Source organism: Butyrivibrio proteoclasticus (assembly GCF_900115735.1).
GTDB classification, from domain to species: Bacteria; Bacillota; Clostridia; order Lachnospirales; family Lachnospiraceae; genus Butyrivibrio; species Butyrivibrio proteoclasticus_B.
Genome location: NZ_FOXO01000016.1, coordinates 48,163 through 66,326, shown reverse-complemented (window position 1 = coordinate 66,326; position 18,164 = coordinate 48,163). Strand labels below are relative to the sequence as shown.

14 protein-coding genes and 1 pseudogene are annotated in these 18,164 nt (G+C 39.6%); 14 read left to right on the top strand and 1 reads right to left on the bottom strand.

The window, feature by feature from the left end; all coding sequences use genetic code 11:
- Positions 1–142: 142 nt before the first annotated feature.
- Positions 143–982 carry a hypothetical protein gene (locus tag BM146_RS11000; protein ID WP_074888643.1) on the top strand — a complete coding sequence of 280 codons (840 nt, stop codon included), beginning with the start codon at positions 143–145 and terminating at the stop codon, positions 980–982.
- A 373-nt stretch (positions 983–1,355) separates the two neighbouring features.
- Positions 1,356–3,044: a CehA/McbA family metallohydrolase gene (locus BM146_RS10995; protein WP_074888640.1), complete on the top strand. Its 1,689-nt coding sequence runs from the start codon at positions 1,356–1,358 to the stop codon at positions 3,042–3,044.
- A 24-nt stretch (positions 3,045–3,068) separates the two neighbouring features.
- Here BM146_RS10995 and BM146_RS10990 read toward each other — a convergent pair whose 3' ends face one another.
- Positions 3,069–3,971: a helix-turn-helix domain-containing protein gene (locus BM146_RS10990; protein ID WP_074888696.1), complete on the bottom strand. Its 903-nt coding sequence runs from the start codon at positions 3,969–3,971 to the stop codon at positions 3,069–3,071.
- Between the two features lie 35 nt (positions 3,972–4,006).
- On the opposite strand from BM146_RS10990, the gene BM146_RS10985 reads away from it, so the two are divergent.
- The 12 genes and pseudogenes from BM146_RS10985 to iolD all read left to right on the top strand — a co-directional run bounded on the left by BM146_RS10985 (position 4,007) and on the right by iolD (position 18,133).
- Complete coding sequence (locus BM146_RS10985; protein ID WP_074888637.1) at positions 4,007–5,098, top strand: beta-galactosidase BglB; 1,092 nt, start codon at positions 4,007–4,009, stop codon at positions 5,096–5,098.
- A gap of 16 nt (positions 5,099–5,114) precedes the next feature.
- The gene (locus tag BM146_RS10980; RefSeq protein ID WP_083413502.1) at positions 5,115–6,098 is read left to right on the top strand and encodes an ROK family protein; all 984 of its coding nucleotides are present in this window, start codon (positions 5,115–5,117) and stop codon (positions 6,096–6,098) included.
- A gap of 66 nt (positions 6,099–6,164) precedes the next feature.
- The gene (locus tag BM146_RS10975) at positions 6,165–7,829 is read left to right on the top strand and encodes a hypothetical protein (RefSeq protein WP_074888633.1); all 1,665 of its coding nucleotides are present in this window, start codon (positions 6,165–6,167) and stop codon (positions 7,827–7,829) included.
- Positions 7,830–7,974: 145 nt separating this feature from the next.
- Positions 7,975–8,991, top strand: coding sequence for a 5-dehydro-2-deoxygluconokinase (iolC, locus tag BM146_RS10970; protein ID WP_074888630.1), 1,017 nt, complete (start codon positions 7,975–7,977; stop codon positions 8,989–8,991).
- Between the two features lie 287 nt (positions 8,992–9,278).
- Complete coding sequence (locus BM146_RS19005; protein WP_083413501.1) at positions 9,279–10,547, top strand: helix-turn-helix domain-containing protein; 1,269 nt, start codon at positions 9,279–9,281, stop codon at positions 10,545–10,547.
- Between the two features lie 90 nt (positions 10,548–10,637).
- Positions 10,638–12,305: an AAA family ATPase gene (locus BM146_RS10955; protein WP_074888627.1), complete on the top strand. Its 1,668-nt coding sequence runs from the start codon at positions 10,638–10,640 to the stop codon at positions 12,303–12,305.
- 131 nt (positions 12,306–12,436) lie between these two features.
- Positions 12,437–13,168: pseudogene (locus BM146_RS10950) on the top strand (IS1634 family transposase); the annotation flags it as partial.
- Between the two features lie 81 nt (positions 13,169–13,249).
- Positions 13,250–13,795 carry a hypothetical protein gene (locus BM146_RS10945; RefSeq protein WP_074888622.1) on the top strand — a complete coding sequence of 182 codons (546 nt, stop codon included), beginning with the start codon at positions 13,250–13,252 and terminating at the stop codon, positions 13,793–13,795.
- A 191-nt stretch (positions 13,796–13,986) separates the two neighbouring features.
- Positions 13,987–14,391, top strand: coding sequence for a helix-turn-helix domain-containing protein (locus BM146_RS10940; protein ID WP_074888619.1), 405 nt, complete (start codon positions 13,987–13,989; stop codon positions 14,389–14,391).
- A gap of 3 nt (positions 14,392–14,394) precedes the next feature.
- Positions 14,395–15,588, top strand: coding sequence for a HipA domain-containing protein (locus BM146_RS10935; RefSeq protein WP_074888616.1), 1,194 nt, complete (start codon positions 14,395–14,397; stop codon positions 15,586–15,588).
- Positions 15,545–15,739 carry a DUF4214 domain-containing protein gene (locus BM146_RS10930; RefSeq protein ID WP_074888613.1) on the top strand — a complete coding sequence of 65 codons (195 nt, stop codon included), beginning with the start codon at positions 15,545–15,547 and terminating at the stop codon, positions 15,737–15,739. Before BM146_RS10935 ends, BM146_RS10930 begins: the two co-directional genes overlap by 44 nt.
- Before the next feature lie 462 nt (positions 15,740–16,201).
- Complete coding sequence (iolD, locus tag BM146_RS10925) at positions 16,202–18,133, top strand: 3D-(3,5/4)-trihydroxycyclohexane-1,2-dione acylhydrolase (decyclizing) (protein ID WP_074888609.1); 1,932 nt, start codon at positions 16,202–16,204, stop codon at positions 18,131–18,133.
- Positions 18,134–18,164 lie beyond the last annotated feature (31 nt).

Below are 18,164 nucleotides of genomic sequence, written 5' to 3'. Positions count from 1 at the left end.
TGAAATACATTATCAACAAAAAGATCATTTTTTTAAATACAAATAATAAATTGTTCAAAAAAATGATTATTAACGATATAATGTAATTAGAGAGACGACAAACAATAAAATTTTTAGTGAGGTATTTTAGGGGAGAAAAAGCATGGCACTGAGTATTTCAGGGATTGTAAGTGCGGTAAATAATTATTTGTATTCTATTTCGGATGTAGCTAAGGCTACATCTGAAAGTTCTGATACCACAGATCGTAGCGGAATTTCCCTTTTTCAAAAATATCTGAATAAAGCTACGCAGAATAGCAGCGATTCTTCAGGAACAGAAGCGGCAGAGAAAGTTACGGCTGTCAATACGGATTCAAACAGCGATGCTTCGGCCGATACTGTAAATGTGGCATCTGATAATGCTTCCGGTGGTGTAGATGATGATGCAGCGATAACACAGGATACTCTTTCTGAAGAAATCAATTCAGTATTTAATGATCTGGATATTGAATCAACAATTCTTAATAACATATCGAATCGCAGCGTTGATGTCAGGTCAGAAATAACCAATAATATAGCATCACATACTGTGGATGTTAAGGCAGAAATACTTCAAAACATGGCAGATCACGGAGCTGAACTTAGTGAAGGCTCCATCTCGGCAGTCGGAGAGCTGGCACCGTCTACTACTGCAACGGATGGAGATTCCACAGCTAATTCCAATGCTTACAACGGGCTTCTTTCTCAGAATGCGTTAAAAGAGCTTGCTCAGTCAACATACTTTTCAGGAAATCTGCTTCAGAATGCTCTTATAAGCGGCACATCTGAAAACAGTACAAATAGTCAGGATATTTCACTTTCAGATCTTAATTCCAATTCACTTACTGCTAATTCGTTGGGTGCAGCAGATACGACTCTTTCACAAAGCGAATATGCTGCAGCGCTTTTAAATGCCTACAAGACAACTCCGATCACCAGCGTTTTCGGAGATTTTCAGTTATAAAGCCAGGGCGAAAAATGAGATTTATAACAGCAAGAGTTTGTTCTTGTGATGAAAGATGCCCATAAGATTGACAACAAAAAATGCAATCTTTTTAGTTAGATAACATAAAAACCGCGTAGATAATGCACGATTATGAAAATAAAATGTATGATATGGAGATATGATTATGCTCTATGTCATACATTTTTTTATGGCAGGGGAGAAAGGACATAATACGTTCATGCTAGCATGATAAGTATTATGGCTTTGAAACCCGAAGAATATGAGGAAGAAGCACTATTGTGCGAATTCCGAATGTTCTAGAATTGCGAGAGTTGCGAGCAACGGAGCAATTCGTGCCATTATTTTGCAGTTACAACAGAGAGGAGCAATCATGAGCAAAGAAACAAAGTTTTTATCAATAGCCATTGGGCTGTTGCAGGGGAAATTTAAAGAAGAAGGCAAAAAAGACGTAGTTGTATCCAATATGGATGCAGACAGGCTACTTTCATTTACAAAATATGCACTGAAAAATTACAAACTCAAAGGAAACAAGAGAGTAAACGAAGTAGATTATCCGGGACCAAATGACAGAAATAGATTTCATAATAACGGAATTGTTGATAAAAACGGAGCTCTCGGAAGTATTTATATAGAAACAAAATGCCATGGCAAGGGAACTCCGGCTCAGGTTAAGCTCTTTAAGCTATTGCCTGGTGAGATGCCGGAGAACTTTAACAGAGTGAACGGTAAGATAACTATGATCCGCGATATTACGGGATTTGACGGATGCCTTTCAAGAAAGCTCCCTGTTGGACGGTACGTAGTAGAGATTTCCAAGGGAAGTGAGTATGAGATCATCACAGACTCTTTGGAAGTAACAGAAAATAAATATGAAAAAAGACAGTACGAATTAAATCAATTCATTGATCTTTCAGAAGATGGATGGATTGCCGGAGATCTGCACCACCACTGTATTTATTCAAGCCCTGTGTTTGGCGGTGATGATGATGTGGTTGAATCTCCAAAGGAAGTTGCTAATTCCATGATGGCCATGGGCCTTAGGTTTGGTGCACTTTCCGATCATCATAACGTGCTCAACCATGATTATTGGAGAGCCTGCAAGAGAGATGATTTTACACCAATAGTGTCAAAAGAAATTTCCACATCCAATGGCCATGTTATGCAGATGGGCGTTGAAAAAGATGTAATATACAAAATTCCTGATGATGAGCACAGGACAGATGAGTATTTAAGAGCTGAGTTTGTGAGAATCACAGATGAGATCAAGGCAAACGGCGGCCTTCCGCAGATAAATCACCCAAGAGATCTTCAGAGATCAATCTCCTGGAACCCAAATTTTGAGGATATACTGGACATTTTTGAGACAATGGAGATATGGAATGGTTCAGCACCGATGATGATTGGAAGTACAGATTATGCGGCATATGAGCTTTGGCTAAAATGCCTTAGAAAAGGTCTTTTCCTTCCGGCAACAACAGGAAGTGATACTCATAATATTGCTGCAGACGATTATCACGTGCTCTATGACAACATTCTCGATACTTATGATCTGATAAAAGAAAACAAGTCAGAACTGGAAGAAAAGTATCCTGAAGAAGCCCATGTATTTGAGCTTATATGTGAAAGTCTTTTACCAATACTTGAGAAATGGGCTGAGACCTGTCTTACAAGTGGCGGCGTCAGAACTTACATTCATGCCGGCAAAGACAGGGAACAGAGAAATCTTTTACAGACACTAAAGAGTGGACACAGCTTCTTAACTAACGGACCAATACTTATTCCGACTGTTAATGGCAAGCTTCCAGGTGAGAAGCTCTGCGGCGAAAAAGAGCTTCATATAGATTTAAAGCTTTTATCAAACAGGAAACTTAGAAAATTGGAAGTTCATTCTGAAAATGGCCTGTTAAAAGAAATAGAGCTTGATGCAAAAAAAGAAAACGGCTTCTACGATTACAGCCGGAAAATAGAACAGACCATAAAAGAAGACCGTTTTGTATATTTCATTGCAAAGAGTGATTGTACAAACCTTGCTATTTCTAATCCCGTTATTTGCGGGTAATTGAAATATATGTCACACCTGCATTTATTTGTGGGTGATAGCAGTTTGCCTATACTGCCTTGGCGAAGTTCCTGCTACTTTATTGAAGATGCGGTTGAACTGAGAAAACGAAGCAAAACCGCATTCTTCAGAAATGACTGAAATCTTATCGTTTGATGAAACCAGACGATATTGAGCATTCTTAATCCTGGTGAGTTGAATGTAGTTGGACAGATTAAATCCGGTAACCTGTTTAAATACACGGGAAAGGTAACTCGGGCTCACGAAGAACTGCTCTGAAAGGGTATTAAGAGAAATATCTTCATTGTAATGAGCGTGTATATAGGATGAAACTTCATACATCTTCTGCTCTATAGAGTTATAGCTCTGGTCGTTGGTGTAGAGATTTTTATCTTTCAGACTGTAAAGAGTGTATAAAAACTCCTGGAACTTAGTATGAATGTAAAATTCATCGGCAGGGTTGCCATAGTACTGATGCTCTTTTGAGAAGACAAAAAGTGAGTTGAGAATATCGATAAGTTTCTGTCGATCCTCAAGATCAAACCTGAAAATAGGAACCTCACTTTTGAAAGGCTGAAGTATTTCAGCATAGGCATCAGCTGTTTCAGGGCTGTTCAGCTCATACATGAAGTCAATGATGATTCTTTTGCTGGGTTCGCCCTTGTAATAAACAGATTTATGCATAACAGAAGGCGCCAAAAGAACAATGTCACCCATATGAATATTGTAAGGAACACCTTCAATAAGATGAGTAGCATTAGGCGCAAGTAGGATCAACATCTCATAATATGGATGGAGATGCTGGAATTCCATATTTATAGAGGCATCTCTTTTATCATAATCAATATAGTAAAAAATATTGTTAGGGATGTTGTTGATAATTATATAGTGGTTGTCTTCGTAATAAACACTGTCATTTATAAGCATGAGAATAGTATATATGAAAAAGAAAGAGGTATCAAATGAAAGTCGATAATGAAAAGATTGAAAGCACATTAAAAATTCTGGCAGACAGTTTCCAGAAATTCCTTTACGAGGATGATGAATATTTTTTGGAAAATATGAAGTCAAAAAATCTGGCAGGAGATGATGTGTCAAGATATCAGCACTGGGAGTGGACTCAGGGCGTTGGACTTTATGGCCTCTTGCAGATGTACGAAGAGACAGGAAAAGAGGAGTATCTCAAATTTCTTAACCAGTTTTATGAAAAAGAGATTTCTCTTGGACTTCCTGCAAAAAATATAAATACTACAGCTCCTCTCCTTCCTTTATCTTTTATCCTTAAGGAAAAAGAGAACCCTACATATAGAAAAGTTTGTCATGAGTGGGCAGAGGCTATAATGAAGGACTTTGTAAGAACTAAAGAAGGTGGTTTTACTCACAGGACTTCAGATAGTGAAAATGATCAGGAACTCTGGGATGATACTCTTTTCATGACAGTTATGTTTCTTGCCAGCATGGGAGAAATAGAAGATAACGACGAATACAGACAGGAGGCCAGATACCAGTTCCTTTTACATATCAAATATCTGGTAGATCATAAGACAGGTCTTTTGTTCCATGGATGGACCTTTAAAGGAAATCACAACTTTGCAGAAGCCCTCTGGGGCCGCGGAAACTGCTGGTTTACAATGGCAGTGCCTGAGTATCTTTCAATTGCAAAAGTTGAAGGCGCAGACAGAAGATTTTTGATAGAAGCACTTAATGCTCAGGTAGAAGCACTTGAGAAGTATCAGGATGAAAGCGGAATGTGGCACACACTTGTAGATGATGCGACTTCATATGTGGAGACCAGCGCTACATGTGGATTTGCCTATGGTATTTTAAAGGCAGTGAGAATGGGACTTATTGATCCAAAGTACAAAGAGGTTGCACTTAAGGCACTTGATCCAGTACTTGCAAATATCGCAGATGACGGCACTGTTAATCAGGTTTCTTACGGAACACCAATGGGACGTGAGTCAAAGGACTTCTACAAGCAGATTGAGATCAAGCCAATGCCTTATGGACAGGCTCTGGCAATGCTGTTCCTTTTAGAGGTGTTGAAAGCGTGATAATACTGGAAGAGATATGGGAAAAGATATGTTTAGAATAGGCGTAGATGTTGGCGGAACAAATATTGCTATAGGACTAGTAGATGAGGCTTACAACATAGTTGTTAAGACATCAATAAAAACATCTGAGGCAAGTGAGCCTGAGCAGATGATAGATGCCATTGCACTGACAATAAAGAAGATCCTTGTGGATAAAGATTTGTCAGAATCGGATATAGAAGCCATTGGTGTGGGCGTTCCGGGAACGGCGGAGCTGACCACAGGCAGGATCATGTATGCCAATAATCTTGGCTTTGAAGAGGTACCTTTTTTACCAAAGCTTAAAGAAGCCCTGGGAGCAGAGCTGGGCAGGAAAACTTCTTTTGACAACGATGGCAATGCGGCTGCAATTGGTGAGTACATCACGGGCGGCTATGATGTGGACAATTTCATGATGGTAACTCTTGGAACCGGAATAGGCGGAGGTATCATCATTAACAGGAAGCTGCTCAGAGGTGTCAATTTCGCGGCAGCAGAGTTTGGACATATGACTATCAATCTTGACGGCGTCGATTGCAACTGCGGAAGGAAAGGTTGTTTTGAAGACTATGCTTCTGCAACAGCACTTATGAACCAGGCAAAAGAAGCAATGGAAAAAGATGTGGATAAGGAGTCTCTGCTGTGGCAGCTTTGTGGAAAAGCAGAAAATGCAGATGGAGAGATATTTTTTGAAGCGGTAAGACGAAAAGACAGGCTTGCGCTGGAGGTCCTTGATGGATTTACTACATATCTGGCTGAGGGAATAACAAATCTTATCAACATCCTTCAGCCGGATGTGCTTGTTTTAAGCGGCGGCATAACAAGGGCAGCAGATCTTTTCCTGGATGATCTTAAAAAGAAGGTTGCCAAAGGAATATATTCCAGAACCAGTGAAAAGAACACAGAGATCATGCTTGCTCATGGAATAAGCGATGCCGGAGATGTAGGTATTATCGGTGCAGCGCTGATCGACAGAGGATAAACTACTAAAGCATGTACTTAAAGATGCTTACAAAAGATATGAATAATTTGCAGTTGGAGGCATATTATGGAAAAACACTATCAGATAATTTTAAAGGACACAGAGGAGCTGGTTTATGAGTCAATGCGCCAGCAGATCATGGATGAAGATAGTCCAAATGCAGGAGCTTTTTTGGATGACAACCATATTTTGGATGCCAAGTACACAATTTATAGAACAGCATCCATGATAGCTCTTTACTGTAACAGCGACAGCTCTTTGTATAGAGATGAAGCTCTTTTGAAGAGAATCAGACTTGGTCTTGGCTTTGCCAAAAAGATGCAGCATGATACAGGTCTTTATGACTATGTTACATGTAATTTCAACTCTGCACCTGATACTGCTTTTTCCATAAAGAAGCTTATGCCATTTTTCTTTTACCTAAGAGATATTGTTGGTGATAAGAAAACAAAAGAAGAGCAGGAAATATTTGAGACGATCAGCGGAATCATTGAAAAGGCAGCTTACGGAATCATGACTGGTGGATTCCATACACCTAACCACAGATGGGCAATCGCATCAACCCTTATGGAGTGTGCAAAGATTTTCAACAATGATGATATGGTAAGACGTGCAAATGAGTATCTTGCAGAAGGCATTGATTGTAACGAAGATGGAGAGTTTGCCGAGAAGTCAGCAGGTAACTACAACCGTGTAAATAATGACGCCATGATCACTTTAGCAGAGGCAACAGGAGATAAGAAGTACGAAGAGTATGCAGTAAGAAACCTTCACATGATGCTTCATTACTGGGAACCGGACGGATCTGTTTATACTGCTAACTCCACAAGATTTGATAAGGACAGACTTTCATATCCAACAGATTACTACACAGAATACATGCTCATGGGACAGCGTCACAACATCCCTGAGTTCTATGAAATGTGCAACACAATAATTGATATCTGTCAGAAAAAGAATATGCTCTCTCCGGACAGCCTGATCTACTTCATGTGGTATCCGGAATGGAGAACAATAGAGCATGAGGGACTTTATGGAAATCCTGATTATCATGTTTTCTATAAGAATTCAGGAATTTCCAGAAATAAGTCCGGAAGATATACATACACAGCTATGAGTGGCAAGTCCAACTTCCTATATTTCCATAACGGATCAATAAAGATGGAGATGAAGGTCGCAGGAAGTTTCTGCGAGCACAGAGCTTTCAAGGCAGAGACAATGGAAGAGATAGAGGGCGGTGTTCACCTGCACCAGACTATGCACGGCTGGTATTACCTTCCCTGGACAGATGAGAAAAGACCTGCTACCAGTGACTGGTGGGAGATGGATAATTCCAAGAGAGACAAGAAAATGGGTCCTGACATGGACATCGATGTTTGGGTTACAGAGTCAAAAGATAAAGACGGAATCGATGTACGTGTTAAGACAAGCGGCGTAGAGGGGGCACCTTGGAGAATCGAGCTCTCATTTACAGGGGCAACATTCCTTGAAAATGGCCACCTTGCAACTCATCTTACAGGAAATGAAGCACTTACTGTAAAAGACGATTACGTAGAGCTTTCTAATCACATGGATACTCTTATTGTGGGACCGGCTTTTGGTGCTCACAGATTTATGGAGGGTAAAGAGGATTCCGAGCTTAGGAACGCAGGTGCATCAACAATATACTTTACAGATTACACAGGATTTGACCATACAATTACTGTAAGGAATAAGAGGAGCCAGTTTTAAAAATATTGGGGAAAGATATTATAGATAAGTAACTGGGTTTTGCTGATTTTTTTAGAGAAGGATAGGTTATTACAAAAACGAAGTTGAAGAATATTTCAGCATTTTAGTTCAAGAGGAAAATCTTTGTAAAAAAGAGGGTATAGAGATGAGGTATGTAGAGTTTGATCAGAATAGGAAAATGGACATAGTTTTCTTGGGGAGGATAGCTATAGACTTTAATCCTGTAGATTATTTTCATCCACTTGAAGAGTGTACTACTTTTAAAAAGTACCTGGGCGGATCTCCAGCCAACACCTCTATTGGCGTGACAAGACATGGCCTTAAAGCGGGATTTTTTGCCAAGGTTTCCGATGACCAGTTTGGAGATTTTGTTATCCACTTCATGGAAAAAGAAGGAATTGATACTTCTCATATCACAAGATGCACAGGAGGTGAGAAACTTGGTCTTACCTTTACTGAAATTCTTTCTCCAACAGAGAGCAGCATTCTTATGTACAGAAATGAGATAGCAGATCTTCAGCTCTCTGTCGAGGATATTGATGAGGATTATATCGCGAATAGTAAAGCTCTTTTGATATCGGGAACAGCACTGGCTGCAAGCCCATCAAGAGAGGCCGCTTTAAAGGCAGTTATGCTTGCGAAAAAGAATGGAACAAGAGTAATCTTCGATATAGATTACAGAGCATACAACTGGAAAAATGATGACGAAATCTCAATCTACTACGCGGCTGTTGCAAAAGAGGCGGACATCATCATGGGATCAAGAGAAGAGTTTGACCGTACTGAGAAACTTATTGAGCCCGGCAGAAACGATGAGCAGAGCGCAGGTGCCTGGTTCAATGAGAATGCCAAGATAGTTCTTATCAAGCATGGAAAAGAAGGCTCAACCGCTTATACTAAGGATGGAGAAAAATATTCAATAAAGCCATTCCCTGTAAAGGCCCTTAAAGGTTTTGGCGGTGGGGATGGCTACGCATCAGCATTCCTCTACGGAATCTTCTCAGGCTGGGATATGATCGACTGCCTTGAGTTTGGAAGTGCAGAAGCTTCAATGATGGTAAAGAGTCACTCCTGCTCAGAAGAACTTCCAACAACAGAAGAAGTCAGAAAGTTCATCGAGGAAGAGAAGGCTGAGTACGGCGAGATGATTGCAAGAGGATGAAAATAAAGACCTGAAAATGCAAGGAAACTTTCTAAAATAGCAATAAAATGCAAGTTTACATATTTTTTATAAATGAGAACTACAATATTTTGTTTTTGTGATTCGAAAAACACAACTGATAGAAAGAATCCAGATAAAGGCAAAACATAATGCAAGAACATTTTTTATTATATTAAAATCGGTGACCATCGTGAGGTGGTGCTTGACTCATAAGATTGTAAAAGCTACAATTCGATTAAACGAATCCGACTAATCGAATTGTAGCTTTTTAGGTTTATGGAGGTTCTATGCAGATAGGAAGCAAGATTTTTGAAATTCTTAAGAAGCGAGGTATAACACAAAAAGAGTTTTCGATGAAGACAGGAATAGCAGAGAGCACTATCAGCGATTGGAAGAGAAAAGGCTTTAATCCATCTGCAGCGAAACTTCCGGTTATATGCAATGTGCTGGGAGTGTCACTAGATGAATTATTGGATGATGATGCAGATTCAAGTAACTCAAAAGAGAACATAGACTATTCTTTTTCATTAAGCAATGATGAGAAGAACCTCATCGAATTGTTTAGAAACGCAGATGCCGGGCAACAGAAGAGGATTTATTCATATGTGCTGGAATTGATGAAAATAAATGGTGAAACAGTTCCGATAGAATCAGAGAGCACCACCCACGAAAAGCAAGACGATGAATTAGCAGGCAAGAAACTTCTGTGCAAGAGGCTTCGCAGGCTTTCAAGACTGGACAGAATAAAGCTTGACGAGTCAGAACACGCTTCTGGTCTTAACAAGCATCTTTTCAAGTATTTTGATTTTATCGGTGTTGATAAATTGGATTATATCAAGAAATATCTGGAACATATCCAGCCTTTTATGATAAAAGAGGTAAAGACTCAGGAGAAATTTGATAATGCAATTTGTGTGCTCGATGAGTACTATCGGATTTCTGTATATATTAAGCTTGATGCGACAAAGGGAGAGGAAGTAATTGTTTCTTTTCATGAAAACAATAAAAACGGAGTTGCAAAAAGAGAACCAATAAAAAGAACCAATCAGGAAGTTTATGTTTTTCCGGAATCCATCAGTTCACATGTCTTAGGAAGTGATAAATATACTATAAATCTTTTTATTACAAGAGGGGCGACAAGCCTTCCGATGGCTGTATCTGCCAGAAAATGTGACGAAGAGGGCTTCTGGGTAAGAATGTCTGACATTACCGGAAATATGGTAGAAATGGCTAACAGCTATTTGCAGGATCTTTACACATCGGACCTTGATTATTCAGAAGTTGAGCCATTTTATTCTCTTCAGCAGATATCATTTACTTCCTATGGGACAGATGTTTTTTCCGGAATATCTCTTTTGATTGACAGTCTTTTGATCCAGATGAGCCCTTTTAGTAAGCAGGTAGCAGATGCGGCTTTGTGTATATTCTGTAGCACGATCGAATTGCCAGAAATCACAAAAAAGGAACTTCTGGATACCTTACGAGAAAGATATAAAGTAAATTCTGTGAAAATTCTTCCGGAAATTTTAAGGAGGGTGGAATTGAATCTGATATAAGATAAACGAAGTTGTAAAATAGAAATACGTCAATTAGAATGAAGATAGATGGCGGTTGCTTTTTAATAATACTTATGCTTGGAGAAAGATATGGGACAGTTTTTGAATCCGGGAAAAGAATCATATTTGGAAGCAGTAAATTCTCAAATTTATATAGATAAATCTGAAATGATAGCCTATTTAAACACACTTGTTAAAACTAAACAAAAATATGTAAGTGTTTCCAGACCACGTAGATTTGGAAAGACAATGGCTGTGGACATGATCTGTGCTTACTATGACAGAGAAGCAGATAGTAGAGAACTGTTCAGTAATCTTAAACTGGCTGATGCTAATGGAGAATTTGGAAATCTTGCATGGGATGCATATCTTGGAAAGTTTGATGTATTAAGAATCGTGATGACCAAGTTTACACGGAACAAAAACAACTTTGATGAAGCTCTTGATGCGATGCAGAAACTCGTTTCCAGAGAGATAAAGAAAAAATATCCTAATGTTGACTATTTTGACAGCGAAGATATGATCCAGACTATAGAAGACGTGTATGCTGAAACAGGGCAGCAGTTTATTATTGTCATAGATGAGTGGGATGCTGTATTCAGAGAATTTCCATTTGATAAAGAAGGACAAGAAAACTATCTGAATTATTTACGAGATCTTTTCAAAGACAAGAGCTATATTGCTTTGGCATATATGACAGGAATTCTGCCAATAAAAAAATATGGAAAGCACTCAGCACTTAATATGTTCACCGAATATTCAATGATGTTTCCCAGACAGCTTGCTAAATATACCGGATTTACCAAGGCTGAAGTTATGGATTTATGCAAGAGTTATGGGCGGGATTATGAGACAATTAAAGAGTGGTACGATGGGTATGAAGTGAGTGATGTTATTCCCCCTGATCCAAACCATGAAGAATTGAAAGCAACCGGAAAAACTTTGGAAGGAATCAAACATTCTTTGTATAGTCCGTTATCTGTAGTTGAAGCTGTTGGAACTGGTTTAGTTAAGGATTATTGGAATAAAACAGAAACATATGAGGCACTGGCTGACTATATAGTTAAGGACTATGATGGGCTTAAGGAAGCGGTTACACTGTTGATGGATGGAGCTCGACTACATGTGGATACGTCAACTTATCAAAATGATATGACTACTTTCACCAGCAAAGATGATGTATTATCGCTTCTTATACATTTGGGATATTTAGGATATGACGATGCAGCAAGTGAAGTGTACATTCCAAATAAAGAGATTCTTGATGAGTTTAAGACATCTACAAAAGGAAGTGAATGGGTTGGTAGCTTCAAGGCATTTGAAGTTTCACAGGAATTGCTAAAAGCCACATGGGATAAGGATTCCATAAAAGTTGCTGAGTTGATTGAGCAAGTGCACGATTTGACTGGCAATAAAACATATAATGATGAGTCAGCATTAAGCTATGCAATTCAGTATGCATATTACGCTGCTCAAAAATACTATACTATGATTTTGGAATTGGATACCGGAAAAGGATATGCGGATATAGCTTTTATTCCTTCTCCACTATATCCCAATAAGCCGGCAATGGTAGTAGAGCTCAAGTATAACAAGGATGTCGAGACCGCATTATCTCAAATAAAAAGGCGAAACTACCCAAGTAGATTAGAGCATTACAAAGGAAACATTCTGCTTGTTGGTATCAATTATGATAGGGATGTTCCAAGTACAAGTGAAGGATTTAAGCATCATTCTTGTATTATAGAAACGGTGTAGATATTTGTTCAAAATCATTATCAATTTAGTGATAAATAGATAATTATTTGTAAAAATCCTGAACTTCCCACGAGATTTCTCACTCAATGAGAAGCTGAAGTGAGTGACACTGAAAAAAACCAAGAAAATAGCGGGTTTGCGGGCTGTTCCTTGACCTGTGTGCGTACTCGATCGTCTGTGAGAACAATGCCGGACAGTATTATCCGATGTATGCGTATAATCATCCTCTTTTTACAGAGAAGATGCATATATACAGCGATACAAAGGTTTCTGACTTCTTTGCTTCAATTACAGATGATCAGAGTATAGGGTTCCTGAACGAATGGAATGCGACCCGAGACCACAGGGAAAAGATATATATATCTTATGATTCAGCGAATAAGAACTGTCAGGCCGGCGACATTGAGATGGTTGAGTTCGGACATGCAAAGGATCCGAGGAATCTGCCAATCTTCAATTATGCAGTTGCCTATGATACAAACAACCGGGAGCCTCTATTTTATGAGCAGTACCCGGGAAGTATTGTAGACATCTCACAGCTGCAGTTCATGCTGGAAAAAGCAAAGGGATACGGCTATAAAAGAGTAGGCTTCATCCTTGACCGGGGATACTTCAGCAAGGAAAACATCCGGTACATGGATCAGTGCGGCTATGACTTTGTGATCATGGTCAAAGGAATGGCCACTTTTGTCAGCGGCCTGATTCTTGAGAACAGAGGAAAGTTCGAGAATAAGCGGGAATGCAACATTCGAAAATACAAGACGTATGGAATGACTGTCCGCCATCAGCTTTATGCATCGGATGAAGAAGAGCGATACTTCCACCTGTACTATTCAGATCAAAAGGCCAGTGCACAGCGAAAGCAGGAACTTTTGAAAGCAGTGGAGAACAGCCCAAGAACCTATGATGAGATCATGGCGTTTCTAAAAGAGGAGGAATGATCGATGACGTTATCGCGAGAAGATGGACAACTGTATTATAAACTTTGGTTGCCGATGCTCGATTTTGTAAACAGGAAGTATCGAATTAACCGTAAACTCAAGAGCGTTGCGACAGCAAAAGAACTGGATCCGGCAGATGTAAAAAAGATCGCGAACAAGCTGTGGTCGGATGTCACAATAATAGATGCCTATCTGATTGAAAACCCTGATCTCCCAGATGACCACAGGGAGATTATCCGAAGTTGGAAACGACGGATTCAGGGAAAGTTCATGATGGAACGGCATCTGAAAAAGGGTACGATCTTCATTTCTCTCGAAGATGAAGAGGTGTATCAGGTGAGTGGCATCATATCGAGTTGGGAGGAGATGTTTTTGGGAGCTCCAATGCCGCTGATGTTGGAAGCGACATTTATGCCATTCCGGGATGTTATCATCTCAGATGGCTTGGTGATGCCATACAACATCCTTGTTGGAGGCGGCATGAAACGAATGTTCAAGGATGTATATATGACTGCAAAAAAGAGCGGCCGTATCCACCAGTCGCTCTAAGAAAACGGTTTGAGTGAGAAAAATTCAGGAAGTACAGGCAAGCATAGCTCTGAACTGTCATACTAATATGGAAAATACTTGACGGTGGTAATCACTTTGAGTACCATATAAGTGAAGGTAATCAAAATGATTATTGTAAACATATCGGTATTCAAAATGAGTATATTTATAAATATAAAGACGGAGCAAAAATGGCGATAACGATAAAAGAGCTAAGAGATAACACTGGATTAACACAGAAGGCTTTTGCCATTAAGTATGGAATACCTTTGGGCACATTGAGAAGGTGGGAACAGGGGGAATCCAGACCTGCGCCATATATTTTAGGCATGTTATCTATGCTGATTCCATCATCTGAACGATATTCAGAAATTATTCAGACGCCAGCTGGAGACAAGTATTATTACGACAAAAGTGCTAATAGCATTACTGATTCTTATGGCAACATGATACGGATAAGTACTTCAATGGAAGGGGTTAAGAGAGAAAACCTACCTCTATATGTTAAGGATATGTTTGACTCATTTTATGAAATACGAGCAAAGTTTGAAAAGGACTGCGAGTATGACAAGAAAGAGGATATTATATGGAGCTGATAAATGAAAAAGATTGCAAATGAGTATTATTTAATGCATAAGAATATACCGGTATGCCTGATGGAAATATCCGACGAAGGCATACTTGGTAACTGCAGAAAGAATGAGGCACAGATTGATCATTTTCCATTGGGTGGCAGGATGAATGACATGAAATTTCATGAGTGGTGGAAAGATCGCGCAATTCCTAAAACCAGAAATGGAGCTAAATCAGCCTTGCAAAAACTCGGATATGAATCGACTAATAGTGCATTAGTGGATAATCTTGCGCTCAGCTTATCAGACTGCTACTGGATAAAACCTCGTGGCGAAGATCTTTCATGGGAAGATGTAAACCTTTTTACAAATGATTTCGTGGATACGTTCGGTGAATTGACCATGAATAAGGACCATGTTATAGACATACGCATGAAGACACGATTTAAATGTGCTGCTTCACAAGGTGAACTGCAAAAGAAGTGGTGTATAGATGAATCTGGAAAAAGATATATGGTCAAGGGCAATTATGGTAGTTCTTATCAGCAGAGCCTGAATGAAATTTTTGCTACTGAGCTCCACAAGAAACAGGGGTTTAAAAACCATACGGATTATATCCTTACAACGGTCGACGTTGAGGGCGGGATAGAAGGCATCGGATGCATGTCTTACGATTTTTGTAGTGAAAATCTTGAGTGTATAAGTGCGTGGGAACTGTTACAGACAATTAAGATAAAACAGAATGAATCTCTCTATTATCCGCTCAAGAAAGTATGTCTGAGTCTTGGAATCAGTGATGATGACTTCACCAGATTCATGGATTACGAAATTATGACAGATTATCTTATATCTAACACGGACAGACACATGAATAATATCTCTGTTGTGCGTAATCCAGATACTCTTGAAATATTGGGATTCGCCCCAATATACGATTCTGGCAATTCAATGTTTTATAACATTCCATATACAGAGCTTGAGCATGTAAAACTTTCTTCAATCAAAACACATTCCTTTATTGCAAAGGAGAGCAAACTTCTATCATATGTTCAAGATAGACAAATTGTGGATTTAGAGAAAGCCAATATGAATTTTGACATATATGAGAAGGATCTGTTTGAACGGCGAATAAGAATTCCATGTTTAAAAAAACTGTACGAACAGAAACTCATGAAAATTGAAGCATTCCAAAAAGGTAAGAATATATGGAAAGAAGTGTGAAGAAACGTATAATAGAGATTACGCCCCCGATGAGGTCGGAAGAGCAAATTGGTTAAATAAACTTGCAAATGGTGCTTCCAGAGAAGATGTCATGAACGGCTTTGGTGGCTCACAAGAGTTTGCAAATATGCTTGCAGGATTTGGATTGTGAGTATAGAAACAGAATAAGAATATAAATAATAGGGCAGGAATTTTGTAATGAGAGTGATCTACAATGTACCTGCCCATATTTTTTAATGTTCTTCAATTGAACATGGTAGATAACCAGATGGTTATAATGGGCAATGATAACTTTTTTGGACTTGGAACTTATATGACAGCAGTGGATATAGCAGGAATAATTGCTAATTCATAACTAAATATTTCGACAACAAAAAATGCAATATTTTATAAGGCTATAAATAAAAACCGCGTAGATAATGCTATAAAATAAAAATAAAATGTATGATATGGAGATAAATTTTGCTCTGTATCATACATTTTTTGATAATAGGGGATAAAAGCTGTAATGCGTTCATGCTTGCATGATAAGCATTATTACTTTGAAGCCCGTAAAACATGAGGAAGTGGTGCAGTGCAATTGGTGGGTATAGCTTTTTATAAGGAGAAGGTTATGGAGAAGACAGTTAAGCTGACGACAGCACAGGCGCTGGTGAGATTCCTTGACCAGCAGTATGTTTCTTTTGATGGAAAAGAGACAAAGTTTGTAGAAGGGATTTTTACTATATTCGGACACGGAATCGCGGTAGGGCTTGGGGAAGCCCTTGATCAGAATCCGGGAAAGTTAAAGGTATTTCAGGGGAGAAATGAGCAGGGGATGTGCCATACCGCCTGCGCATTTGCAAAGCAAAACAATCGCAGAAAGATTATCGCATGTTCATCAAGCGTTGGCCCCGGTGCTGCAAATATGGTTACAGCCTGCGCTGATGCTACTGTTAATCATATTCCGCTTTTGGTTTTTCCGGCGGACACTTTTGCGTCAAGGCAGCCTGATCCTGTTTTACAGCAGCTTGAAATAGACACATCTTTAGCTGTTACAACCAATGATGCATTTAAGCCAGTGTGCAAGTACTGGGACAGAATAAACAGACCTGAGCAGCTTATGACAGCTATGATAAGCGCCATGAGAGTTTTGACAGACCCGGCTCAGACCGGCGCTGTCTGCATTGCACTTCCTCAGGATATAGAGGGAGAAGCTTATGATTATCCGGAGTACTTCTTTAAAAAGAGAGTTCACAGAATTGTTAGACAGGCAGCAGCTTCAGAAGAAGTAGCTGATGTTGTTGAGAAGATAAAAAAGGCAAAGAAGCCACTCGTAGTAGTTGGCGGCGGAGCCAAGTACTCGGAAGCTGGCGAAACAATAGAGAAATTCTGCAACTCTTTTAACATTCCATTTGGAGAGACTCAGTCAGGAAAGAGTGCCTGCAAGTCCTCAGATCCTATGTGCCTTGGAGGAATAGGAGTAACCGGTACTTCAGCAGCAAACCAGATCGCCAAAAAAGCTGATCTTATCATCGCGCTTGGAACAAGGCTATCAGATTTCACAACAGGTTCAAAAAGGCAGTTTAACCAGGGCGCTGAGGTTGTGACCATAAATGTAAACCGCTTTGATGCTTACAAGATGGATGCTACAAAGGCAGTTGGCGACTTAAACGAGACACTTCTTTTGGTGATAAAAGAGCTTTCAAAGAGCAAATATAAGAGTGCCTATAAAGATGAGATAAAAACTGCAAAAGCTAAATGGGACAAAGAGATGGAGCGACTTGGCGGAATTGTTTATACAGGCCCTAAGTTTAAGCCAATGATCGAGGCTCGCGATCCAAGAACACTTCCTGAGTTCCATGAACTTACAAAGGCAACTCTGACTCAGACGGCGGCGATTGCTACAGTCAGAAGATGCATAGACGAGAACGCAACAATAGTGACAGCCGGCGGTTCACTTCCAAGTGATCTTCAGAGAATGTGGACCACAGACGAAAGGTGCGGATATCACGCAGAATACGGATATTCCTGCATGGGATATGAAGTTGCCGGAGCTCTCGGCGTAAGACTTGCAGATCCTAAAAAGGAAGTTTACACATTCCTTGGAGATGGAAGTTTCCTCATGCTTCACAGTGAGATTGCGACAGCTATGCAGGAAAGAGCCAAGATAAACATCCTCGTATTTGATAACTGCGGCTTTGGCTGCATCAACAACCTTGAAATGACTCATGGTATGGGCTCAATTGCAACAGAGTTCCGTTATAGAGACAAAAATGGAAAGCTCTCCGGAGACCTTATTCCAATCGACTATGCAATGATCGGAAAAGGCTATGGACTTAAGACTTACACAGTAAGAACAGTGGAAGAGCTGGAAGAAGCCCTCAAGGATTCCAAGAAACAGAAAGTTTCAACACTCATAGATCTTAAGGTAATGCCTAAGACCATGACTGATGGCTATGATTCCTGGTGGGATGTAGGACTGGCAGCTGTTTCTGAGAGTAAGAGCGTAAGAGACTGCAGAAAAGAAGTCGAAGAAGGCAGACGCGAAGCAAGAAAGTATTAAAGAAAAACATAGATATGTAAAGGGATTAGAA

What these genes read in the sequence shown, in the direction of transcription:
- BM146_RS10995 (WP_074888640.1), top strand. Translation starts at nt 1,356, where the DNA reads ATGAGCAAAGAAACAAAGTTTTTATCAATAGCCATTGGGCTGTTGCAG.
- BM146_RS10990 (WP_074888696.1), bottom strand. Translation starts at nt 3,971, where the DNA reads ATGCTTATAAATGACAGTGTTTATTACGAAGACAACCACTATATAATT.
- BM146_RS10945 (WP_074888622.1), top strand. Translation starts at nt 13,250, where the DNA reads ATGACGTTATCGCGAGAAGATGGACAACTGTATTATAAACTTTGGTTG.
- iolD (WP_074888609.1), top strand. Translation starts at nt 16,202, where the DNA reads ATGGAGAAGACAGTTAAGCTGACGACAGCACAGGCGCTGGTGAGATTC.
- BM146_RS10935 (WP_074888616.1), top strand. Translation starts at nt 14,395, where the DNA reads ATGAAAAAGATTGCAAATGAGTATTATTTAATGCATAAGAATATACCG.
- BM146_RS10975 (WP_074888633.1), top strand. Translation starts at nt 6,165, where the DNA reads ATGGAAAAACACTATCAGATAATTTTAAAGGACACAGAGGAGCTGGTT.
- BM146_RS10940 (WP_074888619.1), top strand. Translation starts at nt 13,987, where the DNA reads ATGGCGATAACGATAAAAGAGCTAAGAGATAACACTGGATTAACACAG.
- BM146_RS10980 (WP_083413502.1), top strand. Translation starts at nt 5,115, where the DNA reads ATGGGAAAAGATATGTTTAGAATAGGCGTAGATGTTGGCGGAACAAAT.
- BM146_RS11000 (WP_074888643.1), top strand. Translation starts at nt 143, where the DNA reads ATGGCACTGAGTATTTCAGGGATTGTAAGTGCGGTAAATAATTATTTG.
- BM146_RS10985 (WP_074888637.1), top strand. Translation starts at nt 4,007, where the DNA reads ATGAAAGTCGATAATGAAAAGATTGAAAGCACATTAAAAATTCTGGCA.
- BM146_RS10955 (WP_074888627.1), top strand. Translation starts at nt 10,638, where the DNA reads ATGGGACAGTTTTTGAATCCGGGAAAAGAATCATATTTGGAAGCAGTA.
- BM146_RS19005 (WP_083413501.1), top strand. Translation starts at nt 9,279, where the DNA reads ATGCAGATAGGAAGCAAGATTTTTGAAATTCTTAAGAAGCGAGGTATA.
- iolC (WP_074888630.1), top strand. Translation starts at nt 7,975, where the DNA reads ATGAGGTATGTAGAGTTTGATCAGAATAGGAAAATGGACATAGTTTTC.